At 70.4% G+C, this 13,312-nt stretch carries 17 protein-coding genes; 8 read left to right on the top strand and 9 right to left on the bottom strand.

Translation table 11 applies throughout. From position 1 onward, the window contains the following. Positions 1-55 precede the first annotated feature (55 nt). The gene (locus tag AB0877_RS12590) at positions 56-655 is read left to right on the top strand and encodes a TetR/AcrR family transcriptional regulator (RefSeq protein WP_366608682.1); all 600 of its coding nucleotides are present in this window, start codon (positions 56-58) and stop codon (positions 653-655) included. Between the two features lie 103 nt (positions 656-758). Here the strand turns inward: AB0877_RS12590 and AB0877_RS12585 are convergent, their stop codons facing one another. After that, positions 759-1,142 carry a DoxX family protein gene (locus tag AB0877_RS12585; protein ID WP_366608681.1) on the bottom strand — a complete coding sequence of 128 codons (384 nt, stop codon included), beginning with the start codon at positions 1,140-1,142 and terminating at the stop codon, positions 759-761. Between the two features lie 154 nt (positions 1,143-1,296). Between AB0877_RS12585 and AB0877_RS12580 the strand changes: the two genes are divergently transcribed. Continuing rightward, positions 1,297-2,211, top strand: a complete 915-nt coding sequence (locus AB0877_RS12580; protein ID WP_366608680.1) for an RNA polymerase sigma-70 factor — start codon at positions 1,297-1,299, stop codon at positions 2,209-2,211. Positions 2,212-2,217: 6 nt separating this feature from the next. Here AB0877_RS12580 and AB0877_RS12575 read toward each other — a convergent pair whose 3' ends face one another. Further along, a complete protein-coding gene (locus AB0877_RS12575; protein ID WP_366608679.1) occupies positions 2,218-3,417 on the bottom strand; it encodes a low temperature requirement protein A in 1,200 nt (399 codons plus the stop codon). Positions 3,418-3,594: 177 nt separating this feature from the next. On the opposite strand from AB0877_RS12575, the gene AB0877_RS12570 reads away from it, so the two are divergent. From AB0877_RS12570 to AB0877_RS12560, 3 genes are all read left to right on the top strand, one after another. Beyond that, positions 3,595-4,173, top strand: a complete 579-nt coding sequence (locus tag AB0877_RS12570; protein ID WP_366608678.1) for a TetR/AcrR family transcriptional regulator — start codon at positions 3,595-3,597, stop codon at positions 4,171-4,173. A 127-nt stretch (positions 4,174-4,300) separates the two neighbouring features. Then, a complete protein-coding gene (locus tag AB0877_RS12565) occupies positions 4,301-5,011 on the top strand; it encodes an HAD family hydrolase (protein ID WP_366608677.1) in 711 nt (236 codons plus the stop codon). A 401-nt stretch (positions 5,012-5,412) separates the two neighbouring features. Then, a complete protein-coding gene (locus AB0877_RS12560) occupies positions 5,413-6,198 on the top strand; it encodes a L,D-transpeptidase family protein (RefSeq protein ID WP_366608676.1) in 786 nt (261 codons plus the stop codon). A gap of 23 nt (positions 6,199-6,221) precedes the next feature. Here the strand turns inward: AB0877_RS12560 and AB0877_RS12555 are convergent, their stop codons facing one another. The 5 genes from AB0877_RS12555 to AB0877_RS12535 form a co-directional block, all read right to left on the bottom strand. After that, positions 6,222-6,497 (bottom strand): hypothetical protein, encoded by a 276-nt coding sequence (locus AB0877_RS12555; protein WP_357230032.1) that lies wholly within the window; start codon positions 6,495-6,497, stop codon positions 6,222-6,224. 47 nt (positions 6,498-6,544) lie between these two features. Further along, positions 6,545-6,976, bottom strand: coding sequence for a hypothetical protein (locus tag AB0877_RS12550; protein ID WP_366608675.1), 432 nt, complete (start codon positions 6,974-6,976; stop codon positions 6,545-6,547). 185 nt (positions 6,977-7,161) lie between these two features. Beyond that, the gene (locus AB0877_RS12545; RefSeq protein ID WP_366608674.1) at positions 7,162-7,863 is read right to left on the bottom strand and encodes a VOC family protein; all 702 of its coding nucleotides are present in this window, start codon (positions 7,861-7,863) and stop codon (positions 7,162-7,164) included. Between the two features lie 218 nt (positions 7,864-8,081). Next, a complete protein-coding gene (locus AB0877_RS12540; protein WP_366608733.1) occupies positions 8,082-8,264 on the bottom strand; it encodes a DUF397 domain-containing protein in 183 nt (60 codons plus the stop codon). Then, the gene (locus AB0877_RS12535) at positions 8,258-9,058 is read right to left on the bottom strand and encodes a helix-turn-helix transcriptional regulator (RefSeq protein WP_366608673.1); all 801 of its coding nucleotides are present in this window, start codon (positions 9,056-9,058) and stop codon (positions 8,258-8,260) included. The genes AB0877_RS12540 and AB0877_RS12535 overlap by 7 nt, the downstream gene beginning before the upstream one ends. Before the next feature lie 264 nt (positions 9,059-9,322). Here AB0877_RS12535 and AB0877_RS12530 point away from each other — a divergent pair, with 264 nt between their 5' ends. Continuing rightward, positions 9,323-9,580 carry a flavin reductase gene (locus AB0877_RS12530; protein WP_366608672.1) on the top strand — a complete coding sequence of 86 codons (258 nt, stop codon included), beginning with the start codon at positions 9,323-9,325 and terminating at the stop codon, positions 9,578-9,580. A gap of 171 nt (positions 9,581-9,751) precedes the next feature. Here the strand turns inward: AB0877_RS12530 and AB0877_RS12525 are convergent, their stop codons facing one another. Then, positions 9,752-10,447, bottom strand: coding sequence for a hypothetical protein (locus AB0877_RS12525; protein WP_366608671.1), 696 nt, complete (start codon positions 10,445-10,447; stop codon positions 9,752-9,754). A 3-nt stretch (positions 10,448-10,450) separates the two neighbouring features. After that, the gene (locus tag AB0877_RS12520; RefSeq protein WP_366608670.1) at positions 10,451-10,831 is read right to left on the bottom strand and encodes a PadR family transcriptional regulator; all 381 of its coding nucleotides are present in this window, start codon (positions 10,829-10,831) and stop codon (positions 10,451-10,453) included. A 213-nt stretch (positions 10,832-11,044) separates the two neighbouring features. Here AB0877_RS12520 and AB0877_RS12515 point away from each other — a divergent pair, with 213 nt between their 5' ends. Both AB0877_RS12515 and AB0877_RS12510 read left to right on the top strand, forming a co-directional pair. After that, a complete protein-coding gene (locus AB0877_RS12515; RefSeq protein ID WP_366608669.1) occupies positions 11,045-12,331 on the top strand; it encodes an ABC transporter substrate-binding protein in 1,287 nt (428 codons plus the stop codon). Then, the gene (locus AB0877_RS12510; RefSeq protein WP_366608668.1) at positions 12,328-13,311 is read left to right on the top strand and encodes a sugar ABC transporter permease; all 984 of its coding nucleotides are present in this window, start codon (positions 12,328-12,330) and stop codon (positions 13,309-13,311) included. The genes AB0877_RS12515 and AB0877_RS12510 overlap by 4 nt, the downstream gene beginning before the upstream one ends. Position 13,312 lies beyond the last annotated feature (1 nt).

Raw genomic sequence — 13,312 nt, 5'->3', positions numbered from 1 at the left:
AGCGACTGTTCATACCGACGCAACCGGCGGCGGCGCAACCGCCTAGACTTCAGCCATGCCGCGCGGTGTCGCCATCCCAGCGCTCAGACAGCAGCTCTTCGCCGCCGTCGAGCGGTTGATCGTGGAAGAGGGGCCGAGCCGGCTCACCGGCCGGGCCGTCACGCGGGAGGCCGGCGTCGCGACCGGCCTGCTCTACGCGCACTTCGCGAACTTCGACGACTTCCTGACCGGGTTCGCGGTCGACCGCGTCTTCCACATCACCGGCGAGGTGGCCGGCCTACCGGAGCGCGCCGGGTCCGGCACGGTCGCCGAGAACCTGCGCCAGGCCGTCCTGGCGACACCGCTGGGCACGCTGACGGCGTTGACCCGGCTCACCGCGTTCCGGCCGGAGTTGACGGCGAACGTCGAGGCGGTCCTGGGCAGCGGGATGTCCGGGCTGCGGGGGGTCGAACGCGCGGTCGCCGACTACCTGGCCGCCGAGCAGACCCGCGGGCGCGTGCCGGCCGACGCGGACACCGAGGCACTGGCCCTGGCGGTGGTCGGCGTGCTGCACCACGTCGCGTCGACCGACCCCACCGACCCGACGGCGGCGCACCGGATCCAGCGGGTGATCGGCGCGGTCACCGACGGCTTCTCCGCCGCCGCGCACTCCTGAGCGCCGCCCTGCCCCGACAGGTCCGCGCCCGGTGCGCTCCGCGACCTCATCGTGCGAGGCCGGCGGGGCACCGTCGGCCAGCCGGGGCAGGAGCGGGCTCAGGTCAGCCGCTGAACGGCTCGGGTCCGAGGCGGCCCCAGGCCACGAAGGCGGCGATCGCGAGGTAGATCAGATTCAGCACGATGAACCTCGCCTCGCCGTAGCGCAGGTGGGTGATCATCGCGCCGATCATCAGCAGGATCCAGCAGATGGCGGTCACCGGCACCAGCACCGGTGCGATGTCGAGCACGCCGGGCAGGATCAGGCCGATCGCGGCCAGGAGTTCGAGGACCCCGAGGGTCTTGACGAAGCCCACGCTGGCGTCGCCGGTCCATCCGCCACCGTCGTGTGCGGCCAACTTCTGCTTGGGTACGAACGTCTTGGTGATGCCGCCGGCCAGGGCGACTGCGGCCAACAGTCCGGCCGCGATCCACAGTGCCAGGTTCATGAGTGTCCCTCCGTAGTCGCACAGGAGACACCGCCGGCCGGTGCGCTGTGACAGTTCGGCACGTGACGAGGAGCACGGACGCCCGGTGTCACAGAAGTCGCGGGGCCGGTGTCTGGTGGGCGACGCGGTCGAGTTCGGTCAGACTGGAGGGCGCATGGACGCGGGAGGCGCAACCACGAGCGCGGACGGCCGGGGGGACCGGGCCGTCGACGCGTTCGTCACGCACCGGAACCTGCTCTTCACCGTCGCGTACGAGATGCTCGGCTCGGCCGCGGACGCGGAGGACGTACTCCAGGAGACCTGGCTGCGGTGGGCGGACGCGGATCTGGCGGCGGTGCGCGACCAGCGCGCCTACCTGGTCCGGATCACCACCCGACTGTCGCTCAACCGGCTGCGGGCGGTCGGTCGGCGCAGAGAGTCCTATGTCGGCTCCTGGTTGCCGGAACCGCTGCTGACCGCACCCGACGTCGCCGACGACGTCGAACTCGCCGAGAGCGTCTCGATGGCCATGCTGCTGGTGCTGGAGACACTCGCGCCGACCGAACGGGCGGTGTTCGTCCTCCGGGAGGTCTTCGACCTCGGGTACGACGAGATCGCCGAGGCGGTCGACAAGAGTCCAGCGGCGGTCCGCCAGATCGCGCATCGGGCGCGGGCGCACGTGGCCGCGCGCCGACCCCGGGGGATGGTCTCGGCGGCGGACACGCGGCGGGCGTTGGACGCGTTCCGGCGAGCCGTCGAGACCGGCGACGTGCAGGGCCTGCTCGACGTCCTCGCACCGGATGTGGTGCTCCTCGGCGACGGCGGCGGGATCAAGCAGGCCGTGCTGCGGCCTGTCGCCGGGGCCGACAAGGTGGCCCGTCTGCTGTGCAGCACACACGCCAGGACCGCGACCATGTCGTTGCACCCCACCCAGGTCAACGGTCACCCGGCGCTGATTCTGCGGCTCGACGGCGCGGTCGACACGGTCCTCGCGCTGCGGATCGACGACGGTCTGATCAGCGGGGTCTACGCCGTGCGCAACCCGGAGAAGCTGTCGCACATGCGGCGGGCGACCACCCTGCGCCGATGAGAGCACCTAGTACGGGGGAGTGGGTGTCTCCGGTGGTTGTCGACGGGAACGTCGTGTGTCCGCTGCGACGATGCCGAGCAGCACCACGGCGGCAACCGCGCCGGCGGTGACCGGCCGGAGGTGCGGTGCCGCCGGGCTCAGGAGGCCGAGGGTCAGCAGGCCGGCGATCCGGCTTCGGGAGACCCGGCCGAATACCTGGTATTCGAGCGTCGATCGCCCGGCGAGGAAGAGCGCGGGGCCCCCGAGGATGGCGATGAGCCAGGTCGGCGGGAGGTGACCGCGCGGCTCGGTGATGAACAGTTCGAAGCCGACGCCGGTGAGCACGATCCCCGCGATCATGGTCAGGTGGGCGAACGCCATGTCGGTCGCGAGCCGGGCCGGGTTACGGGAACGGTCGACCGCAGTGCCCAGCATCCCCCCGGCCTCGTGGAAGTAGATCCGCCAGAGCAGGACGGTGCTCGCCAGCGCCAGGACGAAGCCACCCGTCTGGTCGGTGTGGAACTCGCTGCCGCTGAAGGCGAGGCCGATGACGAAGATCGCCTCGCCGAGAGCGATGAGGAGGAACTGCTGGTACCGCTCGGCCAGGTGCTCGGCCGCGATCGTCTGGACGCCGAGCCGTCGTGCGCCGAGTCGGGGGGTCGGCCAGCCGAGGAACAGTCCGGTGTAGTCGATCAGGACGGCGAGGGTCCAGAGCGCCCCGCGAGCCCTGCCGTCGCCGACCAGCCCGCCGACGACCCAGAACGGTGCGCTCACGCCGAACCAGAACAGGATCCGGATGGACTGTTGCGGGTCCGGCCGACCGTGCCCGACGACGCGGAAGAACACCACCCGGCCGATCTGGAGGGTCACCAGGGTGATGGCGAAGAGGGAGGCCCGTGCGCCGAAGCCGTCCGGCACGGCGACGGCCATCGTCATGGAACCACCGAGCGTCATGATGATGACGGTCTGGACGATCGGCGCGTCCGGGTCCAGCCAACTGGTCGACCACACCGTCACCGACCAGACCGCCCACAGCGCCAGGAACAGCAGCAGAGCCTGGCCGAGGCCCGCGTACACGCCGCGTTGACCGTCGGTGAAGTCGGTGATCAACCGCGCGGAGATCCTGGTCAGGGCGAAGACGAAGACCAGGTCGAGGAAGAGCTCCAGGAAGGTGGCCCGTTGCCGGGTGGTCTCGCTGCGCAGCAACCCGTCGGGGCTGTTCCTCATCGGTTCGCCGCGCGCCGATGTCGCCGAGCGATCACGTGCCCTCCCGTCGCGGTGATCTCCTCGCCTAACGAGTCAGGGGCGGCTGTGGCACGTGGAGCGAAGGCGCTGCCCCACCGCAACAGTCGCCAATCTGTCACCGGAGGGCTACGGGAGGTGTGCGCGCTTACGCTCGTGGGCGTGCCCGGACCTGCCGAGAAGGCCACTGAACAGGACCGGCGTGACCTCATCGTCACTGTCGCGCGAGAGTTGGCCGAGACGGAGGGCTGGGCGGGTGTGACCACCCGGCGGCTCGCCGAACGCACCGAGATCGACATGGGCGACATCTACCGGCACTTCGCCGATCTGGAGGCGCTGATCGCCGCGGTCGCGGTGTGCGCCTTCGCCGATCTGGCCGCCGACCTCGCCGAGGCGCACGCGGAGACCACCGGCAGCCCGGAGGGGGTATGGCCGGCGGTCGCGTCCGCGTACCTCGACTTCGCGTACACGAATCCCGAGGTCTATGACGCGATGCTCGCGCTGACCCCCGACCTGGCCCTCGGCGTGGACGGGGTGCCGGCCGCGCCGCGGGCGGTCTTCGCCGAACTGCGGGCGGCCCTGACCCCACTGGCCGAGGGGCGGGACCCGGACACCCTCGCCGAGGTGGGTTGGAGCCTGCTGCACGGCGTGGTGATGCTCACCCGGGGCGGCCGGCTGCGACCCGAGGGGCAGGAGGACCGCGAGGCGCTGATCGCGCAGCGGTTGCTGCGGTGGCCGTGACCACGGGGTGGCCGTCCCGGGTGCCGAATGCGCCGCGACGGTCCACGAGAATCCGGAAGATTCCACATCGATCTCCGGCCTATCCTGTCTCTCGGCCTGGCGGGCGATGGCACGGGGAGGGCATGGCATGACGGTCGGCGTGGCGGCGCGACGGCAGGCGCAGGTGTTGATCTTCGATGCGGACGACACGTTGTGGGAGAACAACGTCGTCTTCGAGCGGGTGATCGACGACTTCCTGGGCTGGCTGGACCATCCAACCCTGGACCGGGCCGCGCTGCGGGCCGTCCTCGACGACATCGAGCGGGCCAACGCGGTGGCGCACGGGTACGGCAGCAAGGTCTTCCTGCGCAGCCTGGCGGAATGCCTGGAGCGGCTGCGCGAGCGGCCGGCCACCGACTTCGAACGTCAGGAGATCGACCGGCTGGCGGTGGCGCTGGTCGAGCACCAGGTGGAGCTGATGCCCGGGGTGGCCGACGCGCTCGACGAGTTGGCCGGCCGGCACGAGTTGCTGCTGCTCACCAAGGGCGATCGCGAGGAGCAGCAGCGCAAGCTGGACGCCTGCGGTCTGCTGCACCACTTCGGGGCGGCGCACATCGTCGCCGAGAAGAACGTCGACACGTACCGGTGGCTGACTCGGGAGCACGGCTTCACGCCGGACGGCGCGTGGATGATCGGCAACTCCCCGAAGTCCGACATCCTGCCGGCGCGGGCCGCCGGGTTGAACGCGGTGTTCATCCCGAACGAGAACACCTGGGTGCTGGAGGACGACGAGCTGGACCCGACCGACGGCGGGGTGTTGCGGCTCGCCGCGTTCCGCGACCTGCTGCGCCACTTCTGACCGTCCCGAAGCCGAACAGCGTCGGCGATCATGGTCGCGTTACGCGAATCTGTCCGATTTTCAGCGTGGGATCAGTCCTGCCGCCGGTCGTCCGACACGGCTTGTCCGGCCGGTCGGGGCGCGCCTAACCTGGCCCGGCGCTCCCGGCCCTTCGGGGTGTGTCGGGGCGCGTCGGCGTTCGGCGGGTGAGCACCGTGGAGCTGAGTGCGAAGTGGCTGGCTCACCCCGTTCTGGCGCGTGGCGTCGTGCCACGCCCGCGCTGCGGGGTGCCGGAGCTGTCCGCTTTTCCCGCCGGACGGCCGAGGGTCAGGGCCGGGTAGTTGCGGACCCGGTCCTGACCCGGCCCGCGGATCGTTCGAACGGGGCACACCGCGTGCCGGTTCGACTGTCAGGATGGCGGCATGAAACGCAGATCTCTCTTTCTCGGCGCGGCGGCGGGTCTGGTCGCCCCGGCCGCGCTCGCCCCGGCCGCGCCCGCACTCGCGGCGAGCGGCCCGCTGCGGGCGGGCGCAGCCACGGCACCGCCGCGGCGACCCCCGCCGATGTGGCAGCCCCAGAACCGGGCCAGCGCGCTGACCACGTTGCCGGCGGAGACGAAGCAGGTGATCGTCGTCGGCGCCAGCAGCTACACCACCACCTACGCCACCCTGGAGGCGTTCGTGCGGGTGCGGAGCACCTGGCAGCCGGCCTCGGCGTCGTTGCCCGCCCGGATCGGCTCGAAGGGCTTCAGCGACAACCACGTGGAGGGTGTGCCGACCACGCCGACCGGCGTCTACTCGATCGGCCCCACCATGTACGGCATCGCCGCCGACCCGGGCGTGCGGTTCCCCTACCACCGACTGGTCAGCGGTGACTGGTGGAACGAGAACCCGTCGTCGGCGCTCTACAACACCTTCCAGCACAGTGCGACCAACCCGGGTGGGGCCAGCGAGGCACTGTGGCAGGAGGTCCCCGCGTACACGCACTTCGCGGTGATCACCTACAACATGCCGCCGAACGTGCCGAAGCCGGTGCCGAACGCGGGCAGCGGGATCTTCCTGCACCAGTTCAGCACCAGCGCCGGCAACGCCACCGCCGGTTGTGTCTCCCTCGCCCACGATCACCTGGTCGACGTGCTCAACTGGCTGGACCCGGCGCTGTCACCGAGGATCGTGCTCAGCCCGTACGCCCAGCTCAGCCGATACTGAGCCGCTGCGGGAGCCGTTGCGGCTCAGCCTTCCTCGCGTCGGACGATCGCCACCGCGACCCGGCAGAACTCGTCCATGTCCGGGTTGAAGCCGGCCGCGATGTCGGGATGCAACCCGGAGCGGGTCTCCTCCAACAGCCGCTGGCAGACCTGCTCGACCGGTTCGCCGGCGTAGCCGGAGCGGACCCGCTCGGTGGCTGCCTGAAGCGCCGAGGTCAGCTGCTCCTCCAGCGGGCCGCGCAGCTTCTGCTGCACAGGATCGAGCCCGCGGGGGTCGAGCGTGACATGTGGCTCCGACATCGGTGCTCCCTTCGTCGGCGTCCGCGATACCCCACCGCGGACGTCGGTCAAACCCCTGTCGGTACGGCGGCGACCCGCACCTGGTACGAGAACTCCTCAGCCGGCTCCTCGCGGTACGACAGCCGGCGGATCTGCCGGTCGTCGTCGTAGACGGCGACGTCCACCAGCACACCGAGGTGGGTGAGGCCGATGCTCGACACCCGCTTCTTGTCCTGCAACACCGCGCAGACGCCGCCGAGCAGGGTGCTGGCGTCGGACGTGCGGTGCCCGGGCGGGCAGCGCAACACCAGGTCCACCTCGATCGGCCCGGGCAACGGTGTCCAGCCGGTGCGCTGGGCCGCCGCGAGGGCGGCCTGGAGCAGGGTGCGGACCCTCGTCGCCTGCCGGTGCCCGGCGGCGAAGATGGACAACGCTTCGGTCTTGACCGGTGGCAGGCCGCTCACCTCGAACGTCAGGGCGAGAGCGCGGGTGTCCTGCACGACGGCACCTCCTCGTTGGGACGATCCTGCCGAAACGGGGGAGCGGCGGTGGGACGTTCCCGCGATTACCAACCGATCGGGCAGGCATGGGTCGGCCGGAGGCGTGTCGACGGCGGCGGCGAACGCGCCAGCTACGGCGCTAGGAAAACGCTAGCCGACGACGCCCGCGCTCGGTAGTCGGTCGTTCACCCGGTGGGGCGTGGTGCGAAGGCGCAGAACTCGTTGCCCTCGGGGTCGGCCAGCACCCACCACCAGTGCGCCTCGTCGAGCGGCTCGCGCAGCAGCGTCGCGCCCGCCGCGATCAGCGCCATCGGCTCCGGGTCGGCCAGCTCGACGTCCCAGTGCATACGGTTCTTGACCGTCTTGGGCTCATCCACCCCGTCGAAGATCCAGTGGTCCCACGGCAGGCCGGCGGACCCGAGCACCAACGCGTCGGTCGATCCGTGTTCGGCGGTGCCGCCGAGCACGCCGGCCCACCAGGTCGCCTGGGCGGCCGGGTCGAGCGCGTCCACCACCAGCTGAAACGGGCCCGGTCGACTGTCGGCGTCGGCCGCGAGCGCACAGAACTCGTTGCCGTCCGGGTCGGCCAGCACCCACCGGCCGTCGTCGTTCGGCTCGCGGACCAGCCGGGCACCGTCCGCCAGCAACGCCGCCGGGTCCGCACCGGGCAACCGCAGATCCAGGTGTACGCGGGTCCTGCCGACCCGGGGCTCCGGAACCTTGTTCACCCAGATCGACTCTGCGGGTGAGCGGGCCGAGCGGGGGTCCACCCGGGTGTCGTCGTCACCGGCGTCGGCCACGTCCCCGTCGAGCATCCGGGCCCAGAAGGCGCCCAGCGCCAGCGGGTCGTTGGCGTCCAGGCAGAGGTCCTTGAAGCGCGCGATCATCGTGCCAGCATGCCTGGTCCCGAGAGGTGCCCGCGCGCGTTGCGGTCTCAGCCGCGCCCGACGCCGGGCCGGGCTTGGGCCGGGCTGGGCCGCGATCTTGCACTTACTGTCGCGACTTAGGCGGCATTCCACGCTTTTCGACGACCGAAACTGCAAGATCGACGCGGTTGGCCGGGCCCCGGGGCCGGGGCGGGCAGGGGCGGGGTGGGGAAGGGGGGTTAGTGGTGTTTGGCGTACGTGATGAAGGCTTTCCAGGCTGTTGGGTCGACGTGCAGGGTGCCGCCGTCGCGGTCCTTGGTGTCGCGCACCAGCACCACGCTCGGCAGGTTGTCGGCGACCTCGACGCAGGAGCCGCCGTTGCCGCCGGACCGGGTCGACTTTCGCCACTGTGGAGTCAGCATGCCCATGACTTCGCCACTTCCTTGATCAGCTCGGTTGACTGCCGGCGGGGGAGCGCCTCGTTCCGCACGATCTCCCACGTCTTCGCCAGCTTAGCGACGTCGGTTGGCGCATCGACGAACTGCGCGGTGAGCTGGTTGTCGGCGTGGGCCACCCGCTCGCCGTCCGGCATCTCGGCGATGATGAACTGACCGGCCAGCCCCAGGTACATCCCAGCATCCATCGGGACGATGTGCACCTGGATATGCTCCGCCACCGCCAACTGGGCCAGGTGCTCGCACTGCTCGACCATGAGGCCCGGCTGGTCGAGCACCGGCCGGCGCAGCACCGCCTCGTCCAGCACGGCGATGAGCTGCGGCGGGCGCGGGCGTTGCAGGATCGCCTGGCGCTCCAGCCGGGAGGCGACGATCCGGTCCACGTCCTCGGGGTCGAACCGGCCACCGGCCAGTGTCGCGCGGGCGTACCGCTCGGTCTGGAGCAGGCCCGGCACGTACGCCAACTCGAACCAGCGCAGCGTGGTCGCCTCCCGCTCGAACTCGATCCACTCGCGAAGCCAGGCCGGCTCGGCGTCGAGCTGGGCCAACCCGTCCAGCATGCGGAGGAAGCGCCCGCCGGTCTGGTGGTGGGTGTCGAGCGCCCTCATGTACTCCTTCGTGGACGGTCGCCCGCCGGTCTCCACCGAGCTGACGTGTGAACCCGAATAGCCGATGCCTCTGCCGAAATCTTCCTGACTGAGCCCTGTTTCCGCCCGGAGCAGGCGCAACTCCTCCAGCCCGTAGTCGGTCACGGTCCCCATCGATTCCCCAACCTTCGCTCGGTGTGGCTCGGCGTGTCCCTCATGGGTGCTCACCTGGACCGCTGAGCTGCACGGATGGGGCGAGCACGTATCGACGGTAGTCGCCTCATCACCAGACTGTCACCAGTGGCGGGTCCGCTGGTGGCCGGAGTGGCGGCGGCAGGCTCTGCACCCGGGGTCGCTCCCGTCTCCCCCTTGCGGGAGCGGCCCCTTCACCCACCTTCAGGAGGACGATGTGCTGAGCCCATCGGTGCGGTGGCGGTGATGGTTGTGGTCCGGCCGCCCGTCCCGCACGTCGCCATGCGCCCGCTCTGGCGGTGCCGCAACTGCGGCCGGGAATGGCCCTGCCAGCCGGCCAAGCTCGCCCTGCTCACGGAGTACCGGGCCGACCGGACCGCGCTGCTGATCTATCTCGGCACTCTGATGTACGAGGCGACGAACCAGCTCACCCAACTCCATCCGGAACACCCGCCGGCCCGGATGACCGAGCGCTTCCTCTCCTGGGCGAGGGCCCGGGATTGACGGTCGGCCCGCGGTCGTTCAGCCCGGAAAGTGGATCAGCGGCACCCCGTCGGAGTATCCGGGGCCCTCACTGGTCAGCACCGCGGCGTCGTGGGTCAGGCCCGCCACGGCGGCTGCGGCCAGGTCGGGGCGGCGGGGTCCTGCGCTGCCGAGCTGGCGCTGCTCGTACCCTCAAGCGGGTTTGACTCTGGCGGCGTCAGGGTGCGGGCTGACGGCGGCGGTCCGGGCCTCGCGCAGTGACAAGCGGCGTGCCAGCGCCGCGGCGCCCGCGAGCGCGGCCAGGACCATGGCGATCTCCGCAACCACCACCGACGGTGCCGTGCTGTAGTCCGTGGCCCAGGCGAAGGCGACAGTGATCGGCGTCATGACGAGGCCCGCCACCGGCATGAGGACGCTCATCAACTGAGCCGTCCGCCGGATCATGGGCAGGTCGCCTAACCGGGTCCGCACCGCGATGACCGCTCCTGTGACGACCACGGCGGCCGGTATGCCGTAGTAGACGGCGACGGCGAGCTGGACCGGTACGTCGATCGAGCGGCGGATGTCGACCATGCGGACGAAGGCCGGGTAGGCCACCATCAGGAGGCCGTAGCCGAGCACGACACCGAGCACCGCGCCGATCAGCGCGGTGCCGAGGACGCGGCCGTAGTCGCCGCGCACCCGTTGGACGCCAGCCTCGTCGGCGAGCCGCCGGGCGAAGCCGGCCACGTCCCCGCCGATCAACTGCGCGGGATCGCCCCCGTCGGCAGCGGCGGCCCGCAGGTCGAGGCGCAGGTCGGCGGCGAGTGTCGCCCGGTCGGCCGAGCCGACCCCGTACCCCCGCCACGCCTGGTCGGCTTCGCCCAGAATGCTGTCGATGGTGTCCATGGGTCAACTCCTCGTGGGGTTGGGCTCGAGCGGGCGGAGAACGGCGTCGACGGTGTCGGTGAAGCGATCCCACTGTTTCTGCCAGGCATCGAGGTGGATCCGACCGGGCGCGGTCAGCGCGTAGACCTTTCGCGGCGGTCCGGTGGGGCTGACCTGCTGTTCGTGAGCGACAAGGCCGAGTCTGCGCATGCGCGTCAGCAGGGGATAGATGGTGCCGTAGCTGATGGCGCCGAAGCCGGCTGTCTCCATCCGCCGAACCAGCTCGTAGCCGTGCGCTGGCTCGCGTGCCAGCAGCGCTAGCAGGCACATGTCCAGTGCGCCCCGCAGGAGTTGGGTCTGCCGGTCGCCGTCCTCGATGGACTCGCCCTCCGCCGCCGCTATCATGCGGCACATACTACCGCGCTATTCGGCGTCACGATATACCGGCGTGAACATCCGCTGTGACAGCCAGGTTTCGCGGCTTCACGGGTGGGGCAGAGTACCCGCTACAGAGCGTCTGAGCCGGTGTTTCCGCAGCTTGCCGACTCGGAATCGGCTCGCCGTGCGCCGGGGCACGGATGCCCTCCCCGGTCTTTCGCCGAGGAGAGGGGGAGGGCGATGACGGACCCCGAAACGGCTCGACACCGACGCCGGCCGGTAGCACGGCTGGGCGCGGCGGCCGCCGCGCTGGCACTCGTGGCGCCGCTGGCCGCATGCGGCGCGGACGACGCTGGTGGCCCACCGACGATCAACCTGTACTACCCGCCCGAGCAGAACCTGCAGAAGGTCGTCGACGACTGCAACGCGCAGGCCCAGGGACGCTACGAGATCGCCTACCGGGTGCTGCCCCGGCAGGCCGACGACCAGCGGGTGCAGATGGTGCGCCGGCTGGCCGCCGAGGACAACGGGATGGATCTGCTCGGGCTGGACGTCACCTGGACCCAGGAGTTCGCCAGCGCCGACTGGATCCGCGAGTGGACCGGCCAGGACAAGGCCGACATCGAGCAGGGCACGCTCGCCGGGCCGTTGGACACCGCCCGCTACAAGGACAAGTTGTACGCGGCGCCGAAGAACACCAACGTCCAGCTGCTCTGGTACCGCAAGGACCTGGTGCCGCAGCCGCCGACCACCTGGGACCAGATGATCAGCGCGGCCCAGCAGCTCAAGGACCAGGGCAAGCCGTACCAGGTGCTCACCATGGGCGCGCAGTACGAGGGCCTGGTCGTCCTCTACAACACCCTCGCCGAAAGCGCCGGCGGGAAGATCCTCAACGACGACGGCACGAAGGCCGAGATGGACGAGGGCACGGTCCGGGCGTTGGAGCAGCTGAAGAAGTTCGCCACGTCGGGCGTGACGTCGCCGTCGTTCAGCAACGCCACCGAGGACCCCGTCCGGCTGGAGTTCCAGTCCGGCGCGGGCGCGTTCCAGGTGAACTGGCCGTTCGTCTACCCGGCTCTGCAGGAGGCGAACCCGGACCTGGCCAAGCAGGTCGGCTGGGCCCGGATCCCGGGCATCGACGAGGGCACCCCCAGCAAGGTCACCATCGGTGGGGTCAACCTGGCGGTCAGCTCCTACTCCACGCACCCGGAGCAGTCCTTCGAGGCGGCCCGGTGCATCCGCAGCGCCGAGCACCAGAAGTTCTCCGCCATCAACGACGGTGTGCCGCCGACCATCGAGGCGGTCTTCGACGACCCGGAGATGACCGAGGCGTACCCGATGAAGGACACCATCCTGGAGGAGCTGAAGGAACCGGCGACGCGTCCGCTGACCCCCGCCTACCAGAGCATCTCCACAGTGATGTCGGCGATCCTTTCGCCGCCGTCCGGCATCCGCCCGCAGCAGACCGCCGACGAGCTGCGTGACGCCATCGCCGACGCCCTCCAGTCCAAGGGGGTCCTGCCGTGAGTATCAACGCCAGCCCGTCCGCCGCCGAGGTCGCCGCCGAGGAAACCCAGCGGCCCGCCTCCGTACCGAAGCAACGCGGCAGCCGTGGCAAGCCGCCGTTGAGCGAGAACAAGAAGGCCGAACGCCGGCTCGGTCTGCTGCTCTGCGCGCCGGCCGCGCTGGTCATGATCGCGGTGACCGCGTACCCGATCATCTACTCGGTCTGGCTGTCGTTGCAGCGCTTCGACCTGCGCTTCCCCGACCAGCGTGAGTTCATCGGGCTGGAGAACTACGTCACCGTGCTCACCAACGAGTTCTGGTGGACGGCGTTCGGGGTGACCTCGCTGATCACGGTGGTCACCGTCGCCGTCGAGCTGGTGCTCGGCATGGGCCTGGCGATCATCATGCACCGCACCATCGTCGGGCGCGGCCTGGTCCGCACCTCGGCGCTGATCCCGTACGGGATCGTCACGGTGGTCGCCGCGTTCTCCTGGCGGTACGCCTGGACGCCCGGCACCGGCTACCTGGCCGACCTGTTCAGCGACGGCGCGCCGCTCACCGAGCGGGCCAGCTCCCTGGCGATCATCATGCTGGCGGAGATCTGGAAGACCACCCCGTTCATGGCGCTGCTGCTGATGGCCGGGCTGGCGCTCGTCCCGGAGGACCTGCTCAAGGCGGCCTCCACCGACGGCGCGACCGCCTGGCAGAAGTTCACCAAGGTGATGCTGCCGGTGATGAAGCCGGCGATCCTGGTCGCGTTGCTGTTCCGCACCCTGGACGCGTTCCGGGTCTTCGACAACATCTTCGTGTTGACCGCCGGAGGCAACGAGACCTCGTCGGTGTCGATGCTCGCCTACAACAACCTGATCCGGGGTCTCAACCTCGGCATCGGCTCGACGATGTCGGTGCTGATCTTCATCACCGTGGCGATCATCGCTTTCGTCTTCGTGAAGCTGTTCGGCACCGCTGCCCCGGGCAGCGACGACGGGGAGAGGCGCTGAC

The sequence above is a fragment of the Micromonospora sp. NPDC047644 genome (assembly GCF_040704315.1).
GTDB lineage: Bacteria > Actinomycetota > Actinomycetes > Mycobacteriales > Micromonosporaceae > Micromonospora.
The sequence above is the reverse complement of the archived record's forward strand: the minus strand, read 5'-3'. Positions and strand labels throughout refer to the sequence as shown.

Excerpts from the sequence above, each read along its gene's own strand:
- AB0877_RS12590 (WP_366608682.1), top strand. The coding sequence starts at position 56 with ATGCCGCGCGGTGTCGCCATCCCAGCGCTCAGACAGCAGCTCTTCGCC.
- AB0877_RS12585 (WP_366608681.1), bottom strand. The coding sequence starts at position 1,142 with ATGAACCTGGCACTGTGGATCGCGGCCGGACTGTTGGCCGCAGTCGCC.
- AB0877_RS12580 (WP_366608680.1), top strand. The coding sequence starts at position 1,297 with ATGGACGCGGGAGGCGCAACCACGAGCGCGGACGGCCGGGGGGACCGG.
- AB0877_RS12575 (WP_366608679.1), bottom strand. The coding sequence starts at position 3,417 with ATGAGGAACAGCCCCGACGGGTTGCTGCGCAGCGAGACCACCCGGCAA.
- AB0877_RS12565 (WP_366608677.1), top strand. The coding sequence starts at position 4,301 with ATGACGGTCGGCGTGGCGGCGCGACGGCAGGCGCAGGTGTTGATCTTC.
- AB0877_RS12560 (WP_366608676.1), top strand. The coding sequence starts at position 5,413 with ATGAAACGCAGATCTCTCTTTCTCGGCGCGGCGGCGGGTCTGGTCGCC.
- AB0877_RS12555 (WP_357230032.1), bottom strand. The coding sequence starts at position 6,497 with ATGTCGGAGCCACATGTCACGCTCGACCCCCGCGGGCTCGATCCTGTG.
- AB0877_RS12545 (WP_366608674.1), bottom strand. The coding sequence starts at position 7,863 with ATGATCGCGCGCTTCAAGGACCTCTGCCTGGACGCCAACGACCCGCTG.
- AB0877_RS12540 (WP_366608733.1), bottom strand. The coding sequence starts at position 8,264 with ATGCTGACTCCACAGTGGCGAAAGTCGACCCGGTCCGGCGGCAACGGC.
- AB0877_RS12535 (WP_366608673.1), bottom strand. The coding sequence starts at position 9,058 with ATGGGGACCGTGACCGACTACGGGCTGGAGGAGTTGCGCCTGCTCCGG.
- AB0877_RS12530 (WP_366608672.1), top strand. The coding sequence starts at position 9,323 with ATGGTTGTGGTCCGGCCGCCCGTCCCGCACGTCGCCATGCGCCCGCTC.
- AB0877_RS12525 (WP_366608671.1), bottom strand. The coding sequence starts at position 10,447 with ATGGACACCATCGACAGCATTCTGGGCGAAGCCGACCAGGCGTGGCGG.
- AB0877_RS12520 (WP_366608670.1), bottom strand. The coding sequence starts at position 10,831 with ATGATAGCGGCGGCGGAGGGCGAGTCCATCGAGGACGGCGACCGGCAG.
- AB0877_RS12515 (WP_366608669.1), top strand. The coding sequence starts at position 11,045 with ATGACGGACCCCGAAACGGCTCGACACCGACGCCGGCCGGTAGCACGG.